The sequence below is a fragment of the Paenibacillus sp. FSL R5-0766 genome (assembly GCF_037971845.1).
GTDB lineage: Bacteria > Bacillota > Bacilli > Paenibacillales > Paenibacillaceae > Paenibacillus.
Genome location: NZ_CP150227.1, coordinates 6643011 through 6664271 on the forward strand (window position 1 = coordinate 6643011; position 21261 = coordinate 6664271).

The following is a 21261-nucleotide window of genomic DNA, read 5'->3' on the forward strand; positions in this document are numbered from 1 at the left end:
TTCATCCATTAAGAATAGGCAGGAGACCTCCTTTTGTCAACAAAATTCGACATGGTATGTGTTGTTATTAAAATAGCCAAAAAAGCCCTTCCTATAGGAGGAAGAGCCTCTCGACCTGCATATGAATCGCAACTGCAAAAATAAGTTCCACAATAATCTGTTATTCCTTGCTCACAGCATGGAAATCACGATAGTACATATGCAGATATACTACTGAATTCCATCTTCATACGCCTTCTTGTTTCTCGTTTAAACTTATACAGTGATGCCCTCATAGAACCGACGAATTACCTGCTCCGCTGGCTTGCCGTACACTCCATATCCGTCATCGGTCAGCGCATCCTTCTCCGCGTGTAGATGTGCGCTCCAATCCCACAGACCGAATCCGCGTACCCAGTCACGCTGACTGACATGCCGGAACATGGCTTCATAGAAATGCTCCTGTTCCTCCGCGCTGACTTCACCTTCCAGCCCCCAATCGTTTGGTACGTGGGCTGATCCGCTGCGGCTGGGACAACCAGCTTCCGCGAAGAAAAAGGGTTTGCCATAAGGAGCAATCGCCTGTTCAATACGATCCAGCTGTGCCTCCCAGTCTCCGATGGGGTAATACCCACTGGAAGAGATCACGTCCACTGCATCCCACCATTTCACATGATCTTCCTGATATTTGTCCGTGTTGTATGACACCAGTCCCGTGTACACTTCACGCACACCTTTGATCACCTCGCGCCACTCTTCATCCCGACGCTCGGATTGCACCATCTCACAGCCTACAATGAACATCTCACACTTTTCCTGCTCTGCAATCGCTGCATAATGCTTCTGAAATTCTGTGTAGCTGCGGAACCAATCCTTCCACTTTGGCTCACACGGCACATCGATATCAAAAAAGTTAATGTGTGCACGCCACGTGCCATCGGTGCAGTTGACGGTTGGTTTCAGAATGACACGCAGCCCAAGTGTACGGGCATAACGAATCATGTCGACCAGTTCATCATCCTCGACCAGATGTTCACCCCGATACTTCACTTCTACCGCCTGCGGATGACCCTGATGTGCGGCCAGTGCAAAAATAACATGTGAACTGCCTGTACGTTCGGCCATCAGACGCAAAGACTCTTTGGCTTCCGGCTTGCGGAAGTCGCCCCTGCCACTCATCCAGCCAAATGTAAATCCTTTGATGTAATCCATATATGTTTGCACTGTAAAGCCCCTTTCACCGTTCCTGTCACTCCGAGTGCAGTACCATCTTCCGATCGCCGTTATCCCCAGATTTTCTGATTCCCTTTAAAAAGGGTAAAATCCGTTGATAAATGCGAACACTCCGTTTCTTCAGATTGGTTCTACACTCTCCGTTAGTGTGTGAATTAACTTTTTTAGGTTTTACTACAATTACAGCTTGCCTTCCTCGCGGTCACCTGCAATAACCTCGTCCGTCTCGATCACATAGTTCACGATCTCTTCGATGGTCGTATACGCCACACCCACATACGTGTCGGCAGCCCCGTAATAGATGGCGATACGTCCGGTATCAGCATCATGCAGTGTTGCGCATGGGAAGATGACGTTATCAACGAAACCTTGTTCTTCATACCATTTTTCCGGTGTCAGCACAAAGTTGGAGGAACGATATTTGACTTTGGACGGCTCATCCAGATCCAGAATGACCGCACCCATGCTATATACCAATCCGTTACAGGTTCCCGTGACGCCGTGGTAGAACATCAGCCAACCTTCGGACGTTTCGATCGGAGCAGGCCCGCCACCAATTTTAACCGATTGCCACCAGCCTTGGCCGCCTTTGCTCATCACATGACGGTGCTTGCCCCAATACACAAGATCCGGGCTTTCGCTCAGGAAAATGTCTCCGAATGGCGTATGTCCACTGTCACTTGGTCTGGACAACATTACATAGTTGTCGTTGATTTTGCGTGGAAACAACACGCCATTACGGTTGAACGGCAGCATTGGATTTTCGAGGCGGACAAATGTTTTGAAGTCATCTGTTTTGGCCAGGCCCAGTGCTGCGCCGTAGAAGTCTGTACACCAGATGATGTAATACGTATCCTCGACTTTGACCAAACGTGGATCGTACGCATAGTTCGGCATAAATGGATCGCCATTCTCATCCACAAATGCAATGCGTTCCTCTTCAATTGTCCACTCCAGACCATCTTCGCTTGCGCCCATGTGAAGGTGTGGACGTCCATTAACAGTTTCAGCACGGAATACCCCAATGAATTTTCCTTCATACGGTACAACAGCACTGTTGAAAATGCGGGCAATGCCTTTGACCGGGTTACGCGGAACCACCGGATTCGCCGAGTGTCTCCATACCGGGCCTTCCGTTCCCTCCGGTTTTTCCTCCCAAGGCATATTCGGTAAAGCGTCCCCAACAATGTGTACGTTTTTCGTTTCAGCAACTGACATTTTCATTTCTCCCTTCGGATTTTATTTAACTGAGCCTTGCGCGAAGCCATTATAGATGTACTTCTGTAACAACAGGAAGATGATCATGGTTGGAATAATGGCGATCATGATGCCGGCGCTGATCACTTCCCACTGCGATCCGAACGGTCCCTTGAATTTGAACAAGGCGGTGGATATGACCTGTAGATCGGTCTTTGGCATGTACAGGAACGGTGTGTAGAAGTCGTTATAGATGTTCACACCCTTCACGATAATGACCGTTACAATGGCCGGTTTCAGCAGTGGCAGAATGATTTTCCAGTAGATCGTGAAGTACGACGCGCCATCCAGCATGGCGGATTCATCCAGTGCACTTGAGATGGAGCCCAGGAACTGCAGGAAAATATAAACCGCGATGATATCTGTACCCAGATACATCACGATGGCCGCCCAGCGTGTGTTAAACAGGTCGAGCGCGTTGATGATCTGGAATGTAGCGACCTGTGTTGTAACACTTGGAATCAGCGTAGCGAGCAGGAATGCCGCGACCATGATTTTCTTGCCTTTGAATTTGAAACGATCCAACACATACGCGATCATGGAACCCGTTAAGGTTGCACCTATAATGGAGATGATCAGGATAATGATCGTATTTTTGAAACCGACCAACATGTTGCCATCCACAAAAGCCTTCGTATAGTTCGCAAAGTTCAGCCAGTTGGCTGGCGGGGCAAGCGGACTGCTGGTAGCGTATTCCGCATTGGTTTTGAGAGATGCAAACAGGATGAACACGATGGGTAACAGCGCGATAAACGCCGCAAGCACCAGGGAAGCATATTTAACCACGCTCGCAAGGGTGTATTTGAGTTGTGTCACGTTTATTCCTCCCCTTTCATGGTGACGCGCTGCACAAGCGTAACGAGAATAACGATCATGAGCAGCACCACAGCCATGGCGGATGCCAGTCCCAGCTTGCCGTATTTAAACGCCAAGTGAACCGTTTGGATTACAAATGTCATACTGCCGTTGGAACCATCGGTCATGATATATGGAATATCGAACGCACTAATTGCGCCGCTAATCGCCAAGATCAGGTTGAGCTGCAGGATGCGTGTAATGCTTGGCAGGATGATGTGGCGGAATTGCTGCCAGCGATTGGCACCATCAATATCGGATGCTTCATACACATCCTTTGGAATGGAGGAGATTGCACCCAGGAAAATGATAAAGTTGAAGCCCATGTATCTCCATACCGAGGCACCTGCGAGTGACACGTTAATAATATTGGGATTACCGAGCCAGAGCTGTGTGTATTGTCCCAGCCCGACAGCATGCATGAGCATATCGAGTGTACCGTCCGGTTTGAAGAAAAAGAGGAAAATAAAACCGATGGCTACCCCATTCAGCAAATAAGGGAAAAACAGTATGCCTTTGAAGAAGTTTTTGCCTCGAACTTTGAAACTCAGAATGGTGGCAAAGTAAAGCGCCAAGCCCATCTGTAAGAACGTAGCCACGAAGTAGTACAAGCTGACAATAAATACTTTGAAGTATTCGGGATCACTGAAGATACGCGTATAGTTCTCAAAGCCAACATAATCAAACCTTTTGCTGTATCCGTTCCAATCGGTGAAACTGTATTTGAACATGTTGATGACCGGTAAGTATGCAAATGTAAACAGCAACGCCAGCGGAATAATTGAGAAGGCACAGATGATAAATATGCGTTGCGCTGAGTAGCCCCAATTCGAAAGTTTTAAGTACTTCATGCTCTCCACACCTCCAAGCGGTTTTCCCGCCTATATATCGAAAGACTCCCGTCCAATGGAATTCCGGAGGAATAACTGCCGGGGAAAGAGCATGGGTATCATGCTTTCAAATACCACATACTCCATGCTCCATTCATATATGGATTCCTATATCCCCGCAGTCCATTCATCACCTGATCCACTTACGTTAATCCAATTATTTTGTGAGTTCTGCTCTTGCTTTGACCCACTTGTCGTTCAGATCTTTCATGATGTCGTCATACGATTCCTTGCGGTTCCCAATACCTGCTTCGATAATGCGTTTCTTGAAGTCAGGCTGCCAGAGACCGATTTCGCCTTCGTTATCAATCTTGTCGACCAGACCTTCCTGACCTTCTTTGGCAGGCGTGAGTGTGGAGAATTTCACATCTTTATATTGATCCAAAATCGGTGGTAATTCAGCATTCTTGGCTGCATCCATACCGCCGCCCTGTTCAACTGCGTAGTTCGATTTCGCCAGGAACCAGTCAATCCAAGCTTTGGCAGCAGGTTTGTTCTCGCTGTTTACGTTCATGCCGATGTTATAGTCGGCGGAGAGCGGAACCACAACCTCACTAGCATTGGTTGGGAAAGGTAAGAATCCAATGTCGTCCGGGGTATCCGTCATGCCTTGGATCTGTGTGATGGCCCAAGAGCCCAGTGCCATTGTGGCAATTTTGCCTTTGGCAAGATCTGCTTTGGAGCTTTCCCAGTCGGTTGTTGTTGGATCTTTCTCGATTAGACCGTTCTTGGCTGCATCATAGAGCACTTTATATAGTTCATAGTGCGGCTGACCAGGCACAAAGTTCTCATCTGTGTTCGGTTGATCCACGTTAACGTAATCCACACTGCCTGCAACGGTTGGCAGATCCGATTCCCATTGCGTGAGAGCCCAGCCGGATGCATAGTTGGTGTAGAGCGGAACCGCATCTGTATTGTCTTTGACCAGTTGAAGCGCAGCCTGGAATTGCTCCGGTGTTTTGGGAACTTCCATAATGCCTGCGTCTTTGAAGACCTGTTTGTTATAAATGATCCCGGAGAACGTGATCACGGTAGGGATACCGTAGACCTGACCATCCACCATGCGTTCTTCAATGGCGGTGTATTTGTCTTTCAATTCATCGTACGTGCCGAGCGGCTCGAAAAAGTCTGGGATATCTGCGATCGGAACACTGGTCGGGATCATCAGTACATCACCATAATCCTTGGTGCTCATACGGATCTTCACTTGTCCTTCGTAGTCGGCCAGTGCCTGGAAATTTACTTTCACATCGGGATATTCCTTGTTGAACTCAGCAGCGTAGTCTTTGAACACGGTATCCACAATATCTGTCCGTTGCGTCAGAACGGTTATTTCACCTTTGATATCTGCCGGATCTGTACTGATCTCCTCCCCTGCCTGCGAAGATCCACCTCCGGATGAACATGCAGCAAGTAGTGAAGTGATGAGCAGCATCGTCAGCAACATCATCCAACCTTTGTTTTTTCTCAATTGTTTCGGCTCCTCTCTTAAATAAATTAAGTTATCGTTAAGGTTACAAAATGAATTCTATTATGGTAACGCTTACCTGTCAATTAAATTATTTATAACTTAACAATAAAAATTGCGATGCATGTCGTTGACATCTGTTTTTCAGGGCACTAATATTATTTAATAAAGTTACCGTTAACTTAATTTAATTAGATTGATGCACTATTTTGAAGGAGCGCTCACTTATGAATACAAAAACAATCGAACTTCAATCTGAAATTAAGGCGCATTGGGAGAAGCAGATTTTACCCTTCTGGTCCAACCTTAAAGATACAACCCACGGTGGGTTCTATGGCTGGGTGGGCAATGATCTTCAGGTTAATCAACAGGCACCCAAAGGCGGGATCGCCACAGCACGACAACTCTGGTCTTTTGCAGCAGCGTATCGGGTTACCGGAAACGAGAGATGGCGTGAGCATGCTGAACATGCATACCGTTTTCTCGCCGATCATGTGATGGATACCGAATATGGCGGCATGTACTGGATGGTAGATTACACAGGGGAAGCGCTGGATACGAGCAAACATGTGTATACGCAATCATTCGGCGTCTATTCACTCAGTGAGTACTATCGTGCTACCGGGGATGCTTCTGCATTAGAACTTGCGAAAACGCTTTTTGCTCTAATCGAGGACAAAGGTCTGGATGCCGAACTACCTGCGTATAAGGAACAATTTGATCGCACATGGAAGGAACAGCCCAATGAAATGCTGAGCGAAAATGGGGTTATTGCGGACTACACAATGAATACGCATATCCATGTGCTGGAGGCCTACACCACGCTCTATCGCGTGTGGCCGGATCAACAAGTGAAGGCGGCGCTGGAACGCCTGCTCGGAATTTTGTATGAACGCGTGTATGACCAAGACACCAAGTTTCTCGGGGTATTTTTCAACAAACATTGGGAATCCATCATTGACCTGCGCTCGTTCGGACATGACATTGAAGCCAGCTGGCTGATTGACGAAGCACTGAAAGTTCTAGGGATGGAACAACATCCGGAGTATGCGGCAATGGTAACGGATATCGCCTATAACATCTCCAATGTAGCCGTGAATGAAGATGGTTCCCTGTTAAATGAACAAGAAGGTGAACATATCGATGAGAAGCGAATTTGGTGGGTTCAAGCCGAGGCGATGGTCGGTTTCTATAACGCGTATCAGCGTACAGGTGATCCAATGTTTCTGGAGAGAGTGGAGCGCTTGTGGACCTATACAAAAGAAAACATCATTGATCAGCGCGCTGGTGGGGAATGGTACTGGTCGGTTGATGGGAACGGCACACCGGATCAGAGCGAAATTGCCGGACCGTGGAAATGCCCGTATCACAATAGCAGATTCTGTATTGAACTAATCGAGAGGATGGGATCAGAATGATACACCCGAAATACAAGGAGTTACTGGAGAAACAGGAGCAGCTGCTTACTCGCCCTAATGAGATCAATTCTTCCTTCTACAACGGCGTATATGACCGGTACCAATATCCGGTAATCACTCGCCATCACGTACCACTGCATTGGAGATTCGATCTGGATGAGACGACGAACCCGCATTTCATGGAGCGCCTGGGCATTAACGCTACACTGAACCCAGGAGCCATCTATTTCAATGGCAAATACGTCATGGTTATTCGTACCGAAGGATTGGATCGCAAATCAATCTTTGCGCTCGCCGAGAGCGATAATGGTATCGACGGATTCCGTTTCACGGGTAAACCATTGGTCTGGGAAGATATCGATGCGGATGAAACCAATCAGTATGATATGCGCCTCGTTCAACATGAAGATCGCTGGATCTATGGCATCTATTGCTCGGAACGCAAAGACCCTGATGCTCCTGCATTTGATACATCCAGCGCAGTTGCACAGGCAGGACTGGTTCGTACACGGGATCTTATAAGCTGGGAACGGTTGCCCAACATCACAACGAATTCCCCTCAACAGCGCAATGTCGTTTTGCACCCGGAATTCGTGGATGGAAAGTATGCCTTCTACACCCGTCCACAGGACGGTTTCATCTCAACAGGCAGTGGCGGCGGAATCGCCTTTGGTCTGTGTGAGGATATCTTGAACCCTGTCATTCATGAAGAGACCATTATCGACGAACGGCAATATCATACGGTATATGAGGTCAAAAACGGTCAAGGCCCCGCTCCGCTCAAGACGGATCGTGGCTGGATTCACATTGCTCATGGAGTTCGGAACACCGCAGCAGGCCTGCGTTACGTGTTATACACCTTCGCTACGGATCTGAATGATCCGGCGCGTATTATTGCCAAGCCGGGCGGCCACTTCATTGCTCCTTATGACGATGAGCGGGTAGGCGATGTGTCCAATGTTATTTTCTGCAACGGTGCTGTGGTCAATGAGAAGGAAGAAGTCTTTATCTATTACGCTTCCAGCGATACCCGCTGTCATGTGGCAACAACGACTCTGGAGAAACTGGTCGATTATACGTTCAATACACCGGCTGATCCGTATCGTTCCCTGGACTGTGCCAGCCAGCGGGGTCAGCTGATTGAACAGAATGAGAAGCTTTTACAGAAACAATTAACGTAACATCGGTAGAGCGTCCTCTCAGAGAAACCTGCAATGTGCTGAAAATTAGCGAAACAACAGCCAGAATGGCTTTATTCCAAGTGGGTAACGATGTATACTGATATGGATTGTTATTATGTTGGAGGAAAGCGCTCATCATAATGACAGCACATTGTGCCTATACCGGCTTGAAGGAGGCGACCATACTGAAGAACAATATCACCATGCGGGATATCGCCGACAGGCTCGGGGTCAGCAGTGTGACCGTCTCGAAAGCATTGAATGATAAAGATGGCGTGAGTGGCGAATTAAAGGAAAAAATTAAAGTGCTTGCTGTTGAAATGGGCTATCGGTATAATGCTGCTGCCCGTTCCATGAAGGAAGGCTTAACCCATAATATTGGCGTAATTATCCCGGAGCGTTTTACCGGGCCTACGCAGTCGTTCTATGTACGTGTGTTCCAACGCATCACCAAACATCTGGAGGAACAGGGCTACTACGGTATTCTGCACATTCTGAATGTGGAGGATGAGGAAGAATTAACGCTACCCAAGCTATACAGCGATAACAAAGTCGATGGTTTCATTGTGCTCGGACAGATCAGCAAAGAGTATATTGAACTGGTGCGATCGATGGAGGTTCCCAAAATGTTTCTCGACTTCTACGATGAACATTCGGACATCGATTCCGTCGTTACCGATAACTTTTACGCTGCCTATGAGCTGACGAACTATTTGGTTCAGCAAGGCCACCGGAACATTGCTTATGTAGGGAACCTGTATTCCACGAGCAGCATCCAGGACCGATTCCTCGGGTACTACAAATCCTTGCTGGAACATCGGTTGCCAATGAATCCGGATCTGGTTCTGAATGATCGGGATGAACGGGGTACGTTTATTGAGATTGATCTGCCGGAACAGCTGCCAACCGCTTTTGTATGCAACTGTGATCAGGTCGCTCATCTGCTCGTTCAGAAGCTGACTTCCATGGATATTCAGGTGCCTGGCCAATGCTCTGTTGTTGGTTTTGATAATGATATCTATGCGATGCTCTCCGATCCCAAGCTCACAACTGTTGAAGTGGATGTGGAACAGATGGCACGCACGGCAGTTCAGTCCATGCTCAAAAAGGTCGACAACCCAAACCGCAGTTTCGGCCGTGTACACGTGAAAGGCAACATCATCTATCGTGACTCGGTGAGTGCTGTGCCTGCCTCATCAGATACCATGAATATGTGAATTAAAAAATGAAATATAGGAACACAGATGACTGGCCTTTATCTTACGGGCCAGTCTTTTCTGATACATCGGAGCTTAACGACGACGATGATCTGTTGAATTTTTCAAAAATGTAGTCGTTCTCCAAATCGAGAGGATGAGGATCAACTCATACACATTGGTTAAAGTACCGGTTTCCACTGGCAGGGAGATTAACTGCCCTGCAAACAATAATGCAGTCCCAACAAACAGCCATACCCATTTATGTTTGAAAAGAACGACCAGGCTAACAAATAACAGAACAATCCCCACGATGATCACCATCATCGGCGGACCTCCATGACCTTCTGCCATATATCTCAGTACTCCATACTCTTCTATAACCTTGAGATTTTTAACCTCGGATAAAGTAAAACCTACAATCTGGTAGATAACCAAACCTAAAGTTATCAGCCATGCCACCACACTCGTTATACTTCTATTGGCAAACCTGGCACCTGAGCTGCGCAAGATATGGTAGCCAACAAGAATAAGGGTAGGGGTAGCAAAGGCATGTAGCCAAAATCGAAGGCTACTGAGGACCATTAACACTTCCCCATCCCCTATCAAATTACCTACAGCAATAATTCCATTGTCATATGCCAAGCTGAACGCTACGAATAGCTGAAAACTGGAATACGCGAGCCATTGCTTCCTCTGGGTTAAATCGACGCCCATCCGAACAACAAGTATCAAATAAACAAGCGTAAGTGCGGAATATATCCATACATCCAAGCTGCTTCACCATCCTTATTGTCAATTCTAATAAATTATATTTACCGGTAAGTAAAATTACAAGGCGTACTTGTATAAATGGTTAATTTGTCATAAATTACTCACAAAGGTAATGAAGATAAATAAAGATTTACAACGATCACCGGGGAGACCAACACATGCTGTAGCTGGAGATGATCCACCCTAACAAGGAGTCACTTTTCAAGCGGCCCGCCAAACTGTATATGGAGCTAAATTATATAAAAAGAGCACCCCCGGCTATCGTAGCTGCAGGAGCACTCTTTTCCTTATTTGAAGAACGTAAAAGCAACAGGTTACTCTGATATCAATAACTTGTCTTCAACCAATTGTCCTTGGACCAGGTCAATTTACCCGAACCCGCGCCATTGGAAGCCGTGAGGCGTGCATTCAACGTAGATGGATCATCCGTGGTATAGCTGTAAGGAAGTGTCGAGAAGCCGTTCCAGGAGAACGATTTCACCACGGCCGGGATTGGTGCCAGTGGACTGCCAGACGTATCACTGCTGCCACGGAATGAGCTTCCATCCAAAGAATACATAGTATCGGTCACTCTGATTTTGCCGGTATAGGTTGGATCTGCCGGATCGGTCTGATTGTTGCGAACAGGATACAGCACGTCCTTGATGACTGATTTCTCAACTAATACGGCTCCGCTCTCTGTCGAGATTGCCCCATTGCCAATGATATCGAACTTATAACCTTTGGACGCAATCGCTGTTGCCATCCCCGTTGTAATTTTGGCTTTAGCGGCACGTGCCCCTGTCGAATCCATCACGATGTTGTATGCATGTGCGTTGCCTCCACGCAGGCGTGGCATCCGATCCTGAATATCTTTGTACACGTTATGGTGCAGGGTCATGGACAGGTTGGCGTTAGCTGATTCCAGGCTGGTCGAACCGACCAGATGTCCTTTCTTTTGCGGTCCAGAGATGGCGATAATATCGGCTTTGCTGAGACCTACAGCACTGCTGCGAAGGTAGTTGTACATGGGATAGGAAGCCTTGTTTGCTTCCAATTCGTTAATCTGCTGGGTAACCCAGCTGTTCGAGCTGCCGTCATCCCCTTTGAAGAGGGACCAGGAGATGGTCACGCCGCTGGTTCCTTTTTTCGAATCGACGAGTCCGTCATAGGCTTTATTAAATGTGCAGTGATCAATCCATACGTTGCTGTTCTCCTCCAGGGTGATGTAATCCCAATCGTTCTTGTCGTAATCACCTTTGGTGGATTCATCCCATTCCCATAACTCATCAAATTCCAGGTTGCGGATGATGACGTTGGAGCTTCGTTTCACGCTGATCGCAGCGTGTTTGATTTTGGAGCCGTTGGCGGAGAAAATCGTGAGTCCATTGAAACCGTCAATCGTGAGCTTGCTGACACCGGTCTGTTTTAATACGGGATGCGTCTGCGCATCATTATGCTTGGCAAAAGGAGAAGTCTGCGCTGCGCTCGGAATTTCATTCCATCCCAGATTCAGATCGTTCATGATCTCGACAACTTTGACACCGGAGTTCTTTTTCAACGCCAATGCCAGATCGGTCGCATTATACACTTTCTTATACGTAGCTGTGTTGGATTCGCTAATGATCCCGCCACCCGCATTCCCTTGGGAGAAGCCTGTAAGATTGTAGTCTGCGTTACCCGCTGCCTGCACACTTGCTGGTCCGGACAATAAAGTTAACACCAACGTTAGAGCCAAGGCTGTGCTGCATAAACTTCGAAATTTGATTTTCATCGATTCCATTCCTCCCAATATATGATGATAACATTCGTCCATCGCTGCCATGCCGTGTTACGAAGGACATGTTCTCAATGTAAGTGTTGAAAGCGATTACAACAATAATCCCTATCTCACATATAGGTGGGAATGCTGATGTAGCTAGAGATTGTACTGGAAGCAACCTTGAATCGTACGGAGTTAACTTGGGGAGTAAGGTTTCAGGGATATATCGTGGCAACAAGACAATTCCAGATGGGATGAAATTAAAAAAGCAGGACTGCATCTGCCGCAGACCTGCTCGATTTTACTTTTTGATGGAACGTGTCCAGAAGCCGCCATGGAACTGTTTGGGCTCCACGGTAATAACAAATGCTTTAGGGTCCAGATCGAGAATCGTCTGGTAGAGCAGTTTCTGGTTTTTACGTTTTGCCAGAATCTCCATCACAAGCCGATCTCCATCACGTCCACTGCCCACCCATGCAGTAACACCATATCCTTTATCTCGCAGGGCATTCGCGACGTTGTTGCCCATCTGGTTACAGATGACTTTAACGGTAATGTAACCGAGGGCAATCTTCTCTTCAATCCAGGCCCCGAGTAATACACCGAGTCCATAACCCACCGCGTACACGATCAGGGCCGAAGGCTGAGTCAGGTATTGGAGCACCAGATTCAGACCGAGTACATAGATCACAATCTCACCCATGCTGATCAGTGCGGCGATGTATTTCTGGCCTTTGAGTGTCAGAATCATCCGGAGTGTATAAGCGGATACGTACACAATCTGGATCAAAAAGATAAATACCAATATTTTAAACAATCACAATCCCTCTTTCCTGGCCCTCCCAACGGAATTGGCCCTTTGCTGCATATACTCGACGATTTCGTTTCATCTATGCTTCCTGTATGTTCGCTCTATCTCCATCATTGGACGTTATGCCCTCATTCTAAACGGTTGAATGTAAATCCGTAGGCATTTTCTGCTCTCTGGCATGTCGGAACTGCAATTATAGAACCGTTTGTACCGATTATCAACCCGGCGGAGGTCCCAGGGTCGAAAATCGGTACCTGTGAATATGCTGTATCATCATAAAGCCAAGCACGCTGGCACAGGATATCAGGTCAAAACGAGGATGGATGGGTCAAAACAAAAAGGGGGTACCGTCATGCAGCTATGGCAGGAGATGGAGCGGGAAGGCATGGAGGAACTCATTTTTTGCCATGATGCAGTTAGTGGATTGAGGGCGGTCATTGCCATTCATAACACGGTCCTTGGGCCTGCGCTCGGAGGATGCCGCTACTGGACGTATGCATCCGAGGAAGAAGCTGTTCGGGATGCTGTGAAGCTTGCTAAAGGCATGACGTACAAAAATGCAATCTCCGGACTGCCGTATGGTGGCGGGAAAGTGGTCATATGGGATGTACCTTTTGCCAAGAATGCGAAACCGGATGAGGATGGTTGCGGGTCTCAAAGTGGTAAGCAGGTCGTTGGAAATCTAGGGGTAGAGCAGCAAAAGGGCGCTGCCGCTGAACGGAAAGTCGCCGCTGATGAGATGACACATTCACAAGATAAAAGTCTGGATACGGATGTATCCAAGCGGGCGCAGCGCTTTCGTGCATTGGGTCGTTGTCTGGAGCGGCTGAACGGGCGATACGTGACCGGTCTTGATCTGGGTACCACGGCGACAGACATGGACCAGATCCGACTGGAGACCGCACATGTGACGGACACCACGGGTTCGCTTGGGGCGCAGGATGACTTCACTGCCGAGATGACCGCCTATGGCGTACACATCGGCATTGTGACCTCGCTGCGCCAGCAAGGCATTGCATCTTTGCAGGGCATTCCCGTTGCCGTCCAGGGACTGGGCAAGGTCGGGTATGCCCTGTGCCGTTACCTGCATGCAGCCGGGGCACGGCTCAATGTGGCAGACGTTGTACCGGAGCGTGTACAACGTGCCCTTGGGCAGTTCAGCGGCGCCATCTCGGCCGATCCGGCCCATGTCCACGCCGCTGACTGCAAGGTCTTCGCCCCCTGTGCCCTAGGGGGCGTACTGACCCCGGCAACGGTGGAGAAGCTGCGCTGCTCCATCGTTGCCGGGGCGGCCAACAACCAGCTGAGTGAACGACAGCTGGTTGCAGGCCGCATGCAGGCGCGCGGCATCCTGTATGCGCCTGATTATGTGCTCAACGCAGGCGGAATCATCTCCACCGCCTACGAGCTGGAAGGCGCCGGGCCTGACCTGATCCGCCAAAAGGTGGCGGGGATTGCAGGCACGCTGAGCAAGGTATACGCAGAAGCTGCGCAATCTGCAATCTCCACAGCCGATGCAGCCGATCGGCTAGCGGAATCCATCCTCCGAGCAGGCCATACGAGATAGGGTGCCCCCTCCTGGGGAGCCTACACTGCTTCACTCCATTTAGCTATGATGAAGTTTCTTTGGGGTAGCATCACCTAACAAAAAGAGCTAACCCTGACATCAGCGTCTAGGTTAGCTCCTTTAAGCTCTTCTTAGTTCTTCTTAGTTCTTCTTAGCACTCATAACTCTTCTAAGCTCTTATCACTTCGTCCTTCTCATCTCTAATCCCTTATCGCTTTGGTTCTTAGCTCTTCGTTCTTCGATGTTTAATTCATGCTTCTATGGTGTACTGTACTCTAATCTATTACTTCTCTAGAACGTTGACCCTTTGGCTCATTTTTTCCAATCGCTCTCTGTACGGATTACATGGAGTTTTCTTGTAAACCGTCCCTCTCAACGTAATCCACCCTCTTTTTATTTCCTTCTTTTACTCTTTTATTCTTCAGCTCTGCTGCAACTTCAAACTGCAACCGACCTCTTCTTCGCTGTCTTCTTCTCCCGATACAGCAGCGTCCACAGCAATACATTCGCTACAATCAGTAGCGCGCCATAGATCCACACTCCCCCCGATACCGAGCGGAAAAAGACATGGACTCCCCATAACATGGCAAGTACAGGAAGGGCGGCGAATACATACCAACCATCACTTTGCTGCGCCATACTGAAGGATTGGGAGAACGGCGGCTTACGCAGCAACAACTTGCCTGCCAGTGGGACAAGCGCCGTAGCCGTCAACATAATAATTGCAATATCCGGCAGTATCCGTAATCCAAATGTCAAGGTGAACAGAATGGCATTTGCCAGAAATATAGGCAGGAACATGTTGCATAAGAATGCCTTCAGAGCGCCTTTATATAACGCGCTATCATTCGCCATCGGTGCAGCGCGAAAGGTCCAGAACGCCTTATATTGTCCCGAAAATTTCAGCATGACCACCACCGTTACAACCAGCATCAGCACAATGTAAAAGGTGTATACAAACGAACTTTGCCTAAACTCCGCCCAGGTAGAAGATTGTAATTCGGTAAACCAAAATACATAAGGTAAAACAAATGATAAACCAAGCGATGGATACACCTTCAGCTTGAATTCCCGTTCATTACGCATCATGCTGGCTGACAGACGGAAGCAAGCCTGCTCCTCTCTGGAACGACTGACCACCTTGGAGATCAACCGATCCCATCTTCCACGTCTGCGTCCGGAGGACTGACCCGAATGTGCCATTTTTTCCAAATACAATTCAAAAGCAGGCATAAGCTTCACATATACGATCATACTCACTACAGGAACCAAGACTGCAAGTGCTGTGAACGTATATATCCACACATTCCCACCGCCCGCGAATAACCATTCATAGGCAGCCGCATACCATAACGGAGGCAGCAGCAACTGCCACCAAGCCGGTGTAAATACCATACCAAAGTCAATAATGCTGAACGAACGAATCACCAGCTGATAACCGATTGCAATCCCCACGGAAAGCAGAATCTGTACCATGTTAATCATATCCTTCAGCTTCTCACCATCCAGAAACTTCATCATGAACAGGTAGATCAGAGACGTTGTCACCAAAATCAGCATATTGATCAGAATCAGTTCCACAAGGAAAATCAGAAAGAATCCGATTCCATGCGTCACCAACGCGGCAATTAGCGGTATACCGGTTAATGAACCCGTCAGCAATAGCAGATAAACGCCTGCATGGATGGCTCGGGCCATACCCACCGTTCGCCCATTAACAGGCTTAGTCATAATAATATTACGATCCCGAATGTCCAGCAGTACGGAGGAAAAATCCGAGATCATGGACGTCATGATCATAAACATTAAGATGCCAAACACAAGACCCATCTGAAGCATGAAATGCCCCGTATCCCAGACGATGAAGGGAACCATCATCAGTCCCATTAATCCATACAACCACAGGGATCGAAGAAACTGATTACCTTCCTTGCGCTCCTTTTTCCCTGAATTGTTGGACAAAATGGTAGGTACTCTGCGTTGATCCATCTGGAATTTCACTCGCAAGATCAGGCGAAGCACATCATAATCCGCCCCTGTTCTGGCGATGAGCGGACGAAAGCGATCCAGAATCTTGAGTGTGCGGAAGTCGGAGGATTCCTCCATATCAGTACACCTCCTGCACAATGGATACAAAACGCTCAGCAATGGCTTTGTGCTCATTAAAGCCCGTTAATTGATTGAATACTTCCTCCAGCGTACCTTCCATGGATTGCTGTTGAAGCTGCTTGAACGTACCGTCTGCCACTACGCGTCCTTCAGCGATCAGTACAATTCGACTGCTGATCTTCTCCACCACATCCATAATGTGTGACGAATAGAAGATCGTTGTGCCTTTGGCTGACAATTGTGACAAAATCTCTTTGACCACCATCACACTATTGGCATCCAATCCGCTGAGTGGTTCATCCAGGAACAACAGATCCGGGTCATGCAGCAGCGCAGAAATTAACAGCACTTTCTGACGCATACCTTTGGAAAAGGAGGCAATGCGGGAATGATATGATTTTTCCAGTCCAAAACAATCCATCAATAACTTGGCTTTGTAATCTGCATCTTCATAGGACATGCCGTATAACTCCCCCGTGAATGTCAGATACTCCGCAGGCGTTAATTGTTCGTACAATTCCGCGACCTCCGGAACATAACCGATTCTGCGCTTATACTCTACATCCCCATCCGCAATATCTTTACCAAAGATTCGCACCGTGCCTACATATCCTTCAACCAGCCCGAGTAAAATCTTAACCGTTGTACTTTTGCCAGCCCCATTCGGACCAATATATCCAATCATCTCACCGCGATTCACTTCCAGATCGATGCCGTTCAGCACATAACGTCCGTTATATCTCATACGTAAGCTTTCAATGGACAGCACTTGTTGTTCACTCACTTCGTTATCCAGCTCCTGTCTCTATCTTTTTCTACAATTCTACTAGTTTACCACAGTTTGGTATGGTAATGAGCGGATAAAGCTCACGATGTAAGCCAACATCTGGATATTCCATTGAATAAGAGCATCACGTAACAAGCGTGAACACATCACAAAGCCCCTGTCCCACCTTATGGTAAGAGACAAGGGCTTCCACTTTATGTTGAACCTTATTTTATAATATTTAAAACATCTTACTGCACCTTAACAATCTGAAAATGTTGATTCGTGCCGCCATTATCCGTCCACTGGATGGCCGCAGCCCCATCTGCCAAGGATTGACTGGAGATGTCCAAGACCTTGCCTGTACTGCGGTTCTTCAGTTTATAATAACCACCACCTACATGGACGAGCTGCCATTGCTGGCTGGCCCAGCCACCATCATTCCACTGTTCAATGACAGCCCCATCCGTCGTGGCACCATTCTCCACACCGATCAGCTTGCCACTGGAACGGTTGATGATTTTGACATAACCGCCACCTGCATCGGTAATCTGCCACTGTTGACTTGTCATCCCCCCATCTGCTCGCTGCTCCAGATCCGCACCGTTGGCGGAAGAACCCCCAATGACATTTAGCAATTTGTTGCTTTTACGGCTAATCAGCTGATATGAAGCATTCGGGTCCCATACATCCGGTGTACTCACTCCGGTCACGGTCCCTGTTGCTGTATCTATCGTAATACTGCTGGCCCAGTTCATCGCCAGACTGGTTGCGCTCGGGAATGAAAGTGGCAGCCAGACATACTTGGAATCCTGGACAGGTCCGCTCCATGCACCAGCCCAGCGATCACCCATGTAGAGATAGGATGTGGTCTGTGAACCTTCTACTGGAACAACATAGGTGGATTGAGAACCATACGTTGTGCTGTCTCCAAAATTGCTAAGACCGCTCCATGTACCTGTAATGCTGGAGGCTGTCGCATATTTGGCCTGATTTGGATTCCAGCCAGTCGCACCCGAGGTGATCAGGAAGTAGACGCCGTCTTTTTTGAATAGGGCAGGTGCTTCACGATATTGTCCGGGCCATAGTGTTGTGACAAGGGATTCCACACCCAGGAAATCCGGGGTCAGCTTATATATATTAAGATCTGCATTCACCCGGGTCGCAGAGATCAGATAAGCGGTTCCGTTATCGTTGTACACCGTCATATCTCTGGAATCATACCCAAGTGGACGATAACTGCCCACATAGGTATAGTTGCCATCAACCGTATTCGAAGTAGCTACCGCCACTCGGGCCTCGCCATAATCCAGACCATTCTCCTTGTGCATCCACAGCACATATTTGCCAGTCGAACTGTTATAGATGACTTTTGGGCGTTCAATGTTGGAGATATTTAGCTCGGCTGCCGAGCTGCTGGTGAGCACATCATTGCGATACTCCCAGTTCTTCAGATCCGATGAACGATACACGGATACGGCCTTGAACGTTCCATTCGTATTACGGTTCTCTCCAAACCAGTAATAATACCCGTTTGCCTTGATCATCCCGCCCCCATGAGCATGAACGACATTGCCATTAGTATCCTTGAACTGTACCCCGTTCGTTACACTGAGCGGAGCAGCTAAAGCATTCGGTCCGGGTGCGAGCAGCATACCTATTGATTGCAGCGCCAAAACCAAAGCAAGCAGATAACTTAAGCGGCAGGTAAAGCGACGTGAATGTGTATTCTTTTTCAACCATCCATCGTTCATAGCCATATCGTAATGCACCTCCATGTTTTTTTGTGGAGCGCTTACATAAAAGAAAATCGATATGTCTCATCTGCCTCCGATCGATGATGCATTTCAGCATTAGAATTCCTGGCAATACTGGCTGGGCGTTCACCTCCCTGATTCCGATTGTATCCGCCACGTTCCTGCTCGAATAGTGAACAATCCGGCGGAAGATGTACAATTTTATACTCCGATCTCTCGATCAACAACAAAAAGACGCTTCCCCCGAAGCGTCCTCTGCTATACCTGCCCTGCCCCTCCATGATGTAACGATCTCTAGGTGTGTGCGGCTGTTCATAGGCAGGTTTTTATATGATGTTTTATCGGCGTATACTCGCCCTTATTGCTTAATCTTCGTCGTCAAAATCCTGGTCAAACGATAACACTTTACCTGTGTTGGCATCGATATCTACATCTGCTTCACCTTGAGCAGTTCTCAGTTCGATCTCATACACATAGCGACCATCATCATGATCCAGCTCGACTTTGGTTACTTTACCACCCGTAACTTGTTTCAACGCAATGTTTGAAGCCTGGGATGCCGTCAATTTGACCTGCTTGGAAGTAGAGTTATTAGATGTGTTGCCTGTTGCAGTACCTTTATAATCGTCGTCATCATCGTAGTCATCATCATTCACAACCGCAAGGATTTTGCCTGTATAAGCATCCAGACGAACAACAACATCATTGGTTCCTTTTCTGTCGATCTCAACTTCATAGAACGTTTGGCCGTTTCTACGCTCCAGATCCACGTCATCCACTTTACCATCGGCTGCTTTTAACGCCAACGCTTTCGCTTGTGATGCATTCAGCATTTTACCTGTGCTGTTCTGATTCTGTGTTGCAGATTGTGTTGTTGACGTTGGTGTAGTTTGCACCGATTGTCCGTTCACATTCCCGCTAGCCGCTACGGCTGATCCACCAAGTAATACTGCTGCTGACAAGCTACCAATCCAAAGTTTATGTTTGTTCATCATCATCATTCATCTCCTCGTTGTTGTTGTTTCGTTCTCGTCTACATTTATAGAATAACCTGCAGGAATGAGAGATCAGCGAGAGTTAGATTAGAATTTGATGAGAAAATGAAGAGAATGCTCAATTAATGAGTGTTCATTATGTATGTAATCTAAAAGAAATGAAAAAGATGACCCCTAAATTAGGAATCATCTATCCAACAAGGTGTAACTCTATATTCAATGAATTCCTGTACAAATGTTAATCATCGTCCTCATCCCAAGTCACCGAACGAATTGCTCCTGAGATGGCATTCACCTGTACAATAGCCTCACGGCCATCCTCCAAATCAATTTCAACCAGATAATATGGATTCCCGCTGTTGGTTCCACGCAGTTCGATGTCGTCTACTTCCCCCGGGACCTCCGCAAGTGCCTTCTGCTTGGCTTGTTTCTCGCTCAGAAACTGAGGTTTGGGATCATCCTTGGTTGGTTCAGTTGTCGGGGCTGCTATTGTTTTGGAAGCTATCGTCTCTCCCGTGTATGGATCAATGGTGAGTTCTTCACGGCTGTTATCCTTTGCCTTCACTACCGCGGTGTATACCGGACTGCCTTGCTGCTCCACAAGTTCAAGCGAGACCAATTGGTTATCTGTCTGTTGTTTTAACAACGCCGTCTTGATCTGCTCGCGGCTCCATAACGTCTTCTCTTCCGCTTGCGGGTTCGACTCCAGCCGTTTAATGGAATTCACAGCAGCTGTAACGGCATCCACTTGCACATCATATAGGCCAGTCTCCGAACGGAGCTGCATGATATACGTCCCGTCCTTCAACGTGGAATTCACAATCTCCCCTGGATATTGATCCAGTACGGACTGGGCTGCCGCATCTGCCGTAAGTACCGCACCCGTCGATTGCCACGGCTTCCACCACACAACAGCAGCCACAATCAGCACAACGAGAAGCCCTGCACCCCACCAAAGTGATCTTCGCGATTTTGCCCACCCACTGTTCGTCTGTTCATGCCGTTTCATCTCCGGTGGTCGCTGCTCATGCTCTGTCATCACGTTTCCCCCTTATAACTCTCCCAATAGCCCAAGTTCATCTGTTATATATTCGGTCTGAGTTTAGTTTCCAATGGCTACTACATAAAATGAACTAATCTTTTACACAGTAACGGAGAGGACAGAAAAAACCTGAAAAAGCGAAGCGTTCGCCTACAAGCTTTCTGCAAGAAAGCTACATCGGAAGCATACGCTATCCCCGGATTTTCCCCTTGAGAAAAGGGA

Annotated in this window: 17 protein-coding genes; 4 read left to right on the top strand and 13 right to left on the bottom strand. The window is 47.7% G+C overall.

What is annotated here, in order from left to right:
• Positions 1 to 255: 255 nt before the first annotated feature.
• The 5 genes from MKY66_RS28720 to MKY66_RS28740 all read right to left on the bottom strand — a co-directional run bounded on the left by MKY66_RS28720 (position 256) and on the right by MKY66_RS28740 (position 5685).
• Positions 256 to 1191 carry a 1,4-beta-xylanase gene (locus tag MKY66_RS28720; protein WP_076212546.1) on the bottom strand — a complete coding sequence of 312 codons (936 nt, stop codon included), beginning with the start codon at positions 1189 to 1191 and terminating at the stop codon, positions 256 to 258.
• A 201-nt stretch (positions 1192 to 1392) separates the two neighbouring features.
• Entirely contained in the window at positions 1393 to 2430 is a 1038-nt protein-coding gene (locus tag MKY66_RS28725) for a glycoside hydrolase family 130 protein (protein ID WP_179088534.1), read from the bottom strand.
• Between the two features lie 21 nt (positions 2431 to 2451).
• Positions 2452 to 3285 carry a carbohydrate ABC transporter permease gene (locus tag MKY66_RS28730; protein ID WP_076212179.1) on the bottom strand — a complete coding sequence of 278 codons (834 nt, stop codon included), beginning with the start codon at positions 3283 to 3285 and terminating at the stop codon, positions 2452 to 2454.
• A 2-nt stretch (positions 3286 to 3287) separates the two neighbouring features.
• Positions 3288 to 4175, bottom strand: a complete 888-nt coding sequence (locus MKY66_RS28735; RefSeq protein ID WP_036606603.1) for a sugar ABC transporter permease — start codon at positions 4173 to 4175, stop codon at positions 3288 to 3290.
• A gap of 196 nt (positions 4176 to 4371) precedes the next feature.
• Positions 4372 to 5685 carry an extracellular solute-binding protein gene (locus MKY66_RS28740; RefSeq protein ID WP_076212181.1) on the bottom strand — a complete coding sequence of 438 codons (1314 nt, stop codon included), beginning with the start codon at positions 5683 to 5685 and terminating at the stop codon, positions 4372 to 4374.
• Between the two features lie 224 nt (positions 5686 to 5909).
• Here MKY66_RS28740 and MKY66_RS28745 point away from each other — a divergent pair, with 224 nt between their 5' ends.
• The 3 genes from MKY66_RS28745 (at position 5910) to MKY66_RS28755 (ending at position 9498) form a co-directional block, all read left to right on the top strand.
• A complete protein-coding gene (locus tag MKY66_RS28745) occupies positions 5910 to 7100 on the top strand; it encodes an AGE family epimerase/isomerase (RefSeq protein WP_076212182.1) in 1191 nt (396 codons plus the stop codon).
• Positions 7097 to 8281, top strand: coding sequence for a glycosidase (locus tag MKY66_RS28750; RefSeq protein WP_076212184.1), 1185 nt, complete (start codon positions 7097 to 7099; stop codon positions 8279 to 8281). Before MKY66_RS28745 ends, MKY66_RS28750 begins: the two co-directional genes overlap by 4 nt.
• Positions 8282 to 8421: 140 nt before the next feature.
• On the top strand, positions 8422 to 9498 hold the full coding sequence (locus tag MKY66_RS28755) for a substrate-binding domain-containing protein (RefSeq protein ID WP_076212186.1): 1077 nt from the start codon (positions 8422 to 8424) through the stop codon (positions 9496 to 9498).
• A 75-nt stretch (positions 9499 to 9573) separates the two neighbouring features.
• Here the strand turns inward: MKY66_RS28755 and MKY66_RS28760 are convergent, their stop codons facing one another.
• The 3 genes from MKY66_RS28760 to MKY66_RS28770 all read right to left on the bottom strand — a co-directional run bounded on the left by MKY66_RS28760 (position 9574) and on the right by MKY66_RS28770 (position 12809).
• Positions 9574 to 10251, bottom strand: coding sequence for a hypothetical protein (locus MKY66_RS28760; protein ID WP_076212188.1), 678 nt, complete (start codon positions 10249 to 10251; stop codon positions 9574 to 9576).
• A gap of 325 nt (positions 10252 to 10576) precedes the next feature.
• The gene (locus tag MKY66_RS28765; RefSeq protein WP_143760331.1) at positions 10577 to 12004 is read right to left on the bottom strand and encodes a hypothetical protein; all 1428 of its coding nucleotides are present in this window, start codon (positions 12002 to 12004) and stop codon (positions 10577 to 10579) included.
• A gap of 289 nt (positions 12005 to 12293) precedes the next feature.
• Complete coding sequence (locus tag MKY66_RS28770) at positions 12294 to 12809, bottom strand: DUF2179 domain-containing protein (protein WP_076212190.1); 516 nt, start codon at positions 12807 to 12809, stop codon at positions 12294 to 12296.
• A 346-nt stretch (positions 12810 to 13155) separates the two neighbouring features.
• On the opposite strand from MKY66_RS28770, the gene MKY66_RS28775 reads away from it, so the two are divergent.
• The gene (locus tag MKY66_RS28775; protein ID WP_179088535.1) at positions 13156 to 14370 is read left to right on the top strand and encodes a Glu/Leu/Phe/Val dehydrogenase; all 1215 of its coding nucleotides are present in this window, start codon (positions 13156 to 13158) and stop codon (positions 14368 to 14370) included.
• A gap of 438 nt (positions 14371 to 14808) precedes the next feature.
• On the opposite strand, the gene MKY66_RS28780 is transcribed toward MKY66_RS28775, so the two are convergent.
• The 5 genes from MKY66_RS28780 to MKY66_RS28800 form a co-directional block, all read right to left on the bottom strand.
• The gene (locus MKY66_RS28780) at positions 14809 to 16476 is read right to left on the bottom strand and encodes a hypothetical protein (protein WP_076212194.1); all 1668 of its coding nucleotides are present in this window, start codon (positions 16474 to 16476) and stop codon (positions 14809 to 14811) included.
• 1 nt (position 16477) lies between these two features.
• Positions 16478 to 17263 (bottom strand): ABC transporter ATP-binding protein, encoded by a 786-nt coding sequence (locus MKY66_RS28785; protein WP_047840868.1) that lies wholly within the window; start codon positions 17261 to 17263, stop codon positions 16478 to 16480.
• A 233-nt stretch (positions 17264 to 17496) separates the two neighbouring features.
• The gene (locus MKY66_RS28790) at positions 17497 to 18900 is read right to left on the bottom strand and encodes an RICIN domain-containing protein (protein ID WP_256704265.1); all 1404 of its coding nucleotides are present in this window, start codon (positions 18898 to 18900) and stop codon (positions 17497 to 17499) included.
• 467 nt (positions 18901 to 19367) lie between these two features.
• Positions 19368 to 20003 (bottom strand): PepSY domain-containing protein, encoded by a 636-nt coding sequence (locus MKY66_RS28795; protein WP_083657137.1) that lies wholly within the window; start codon positions 20001 to 20003, stop codon positions 19368 to 19370.
• Between the two features lie 232 nt (positions 20004 to 20235).
• Entirely contained in the window at positions 20236 to 21036 is an 801-nt protein-coding gene (locus MKY66_RS28800) for a PepSY domain-containing protein (protein WP_076212200.1), read from the bottom strand.
• Positions 21037 to 21261 lie beyond the last annotated feature (225 nt).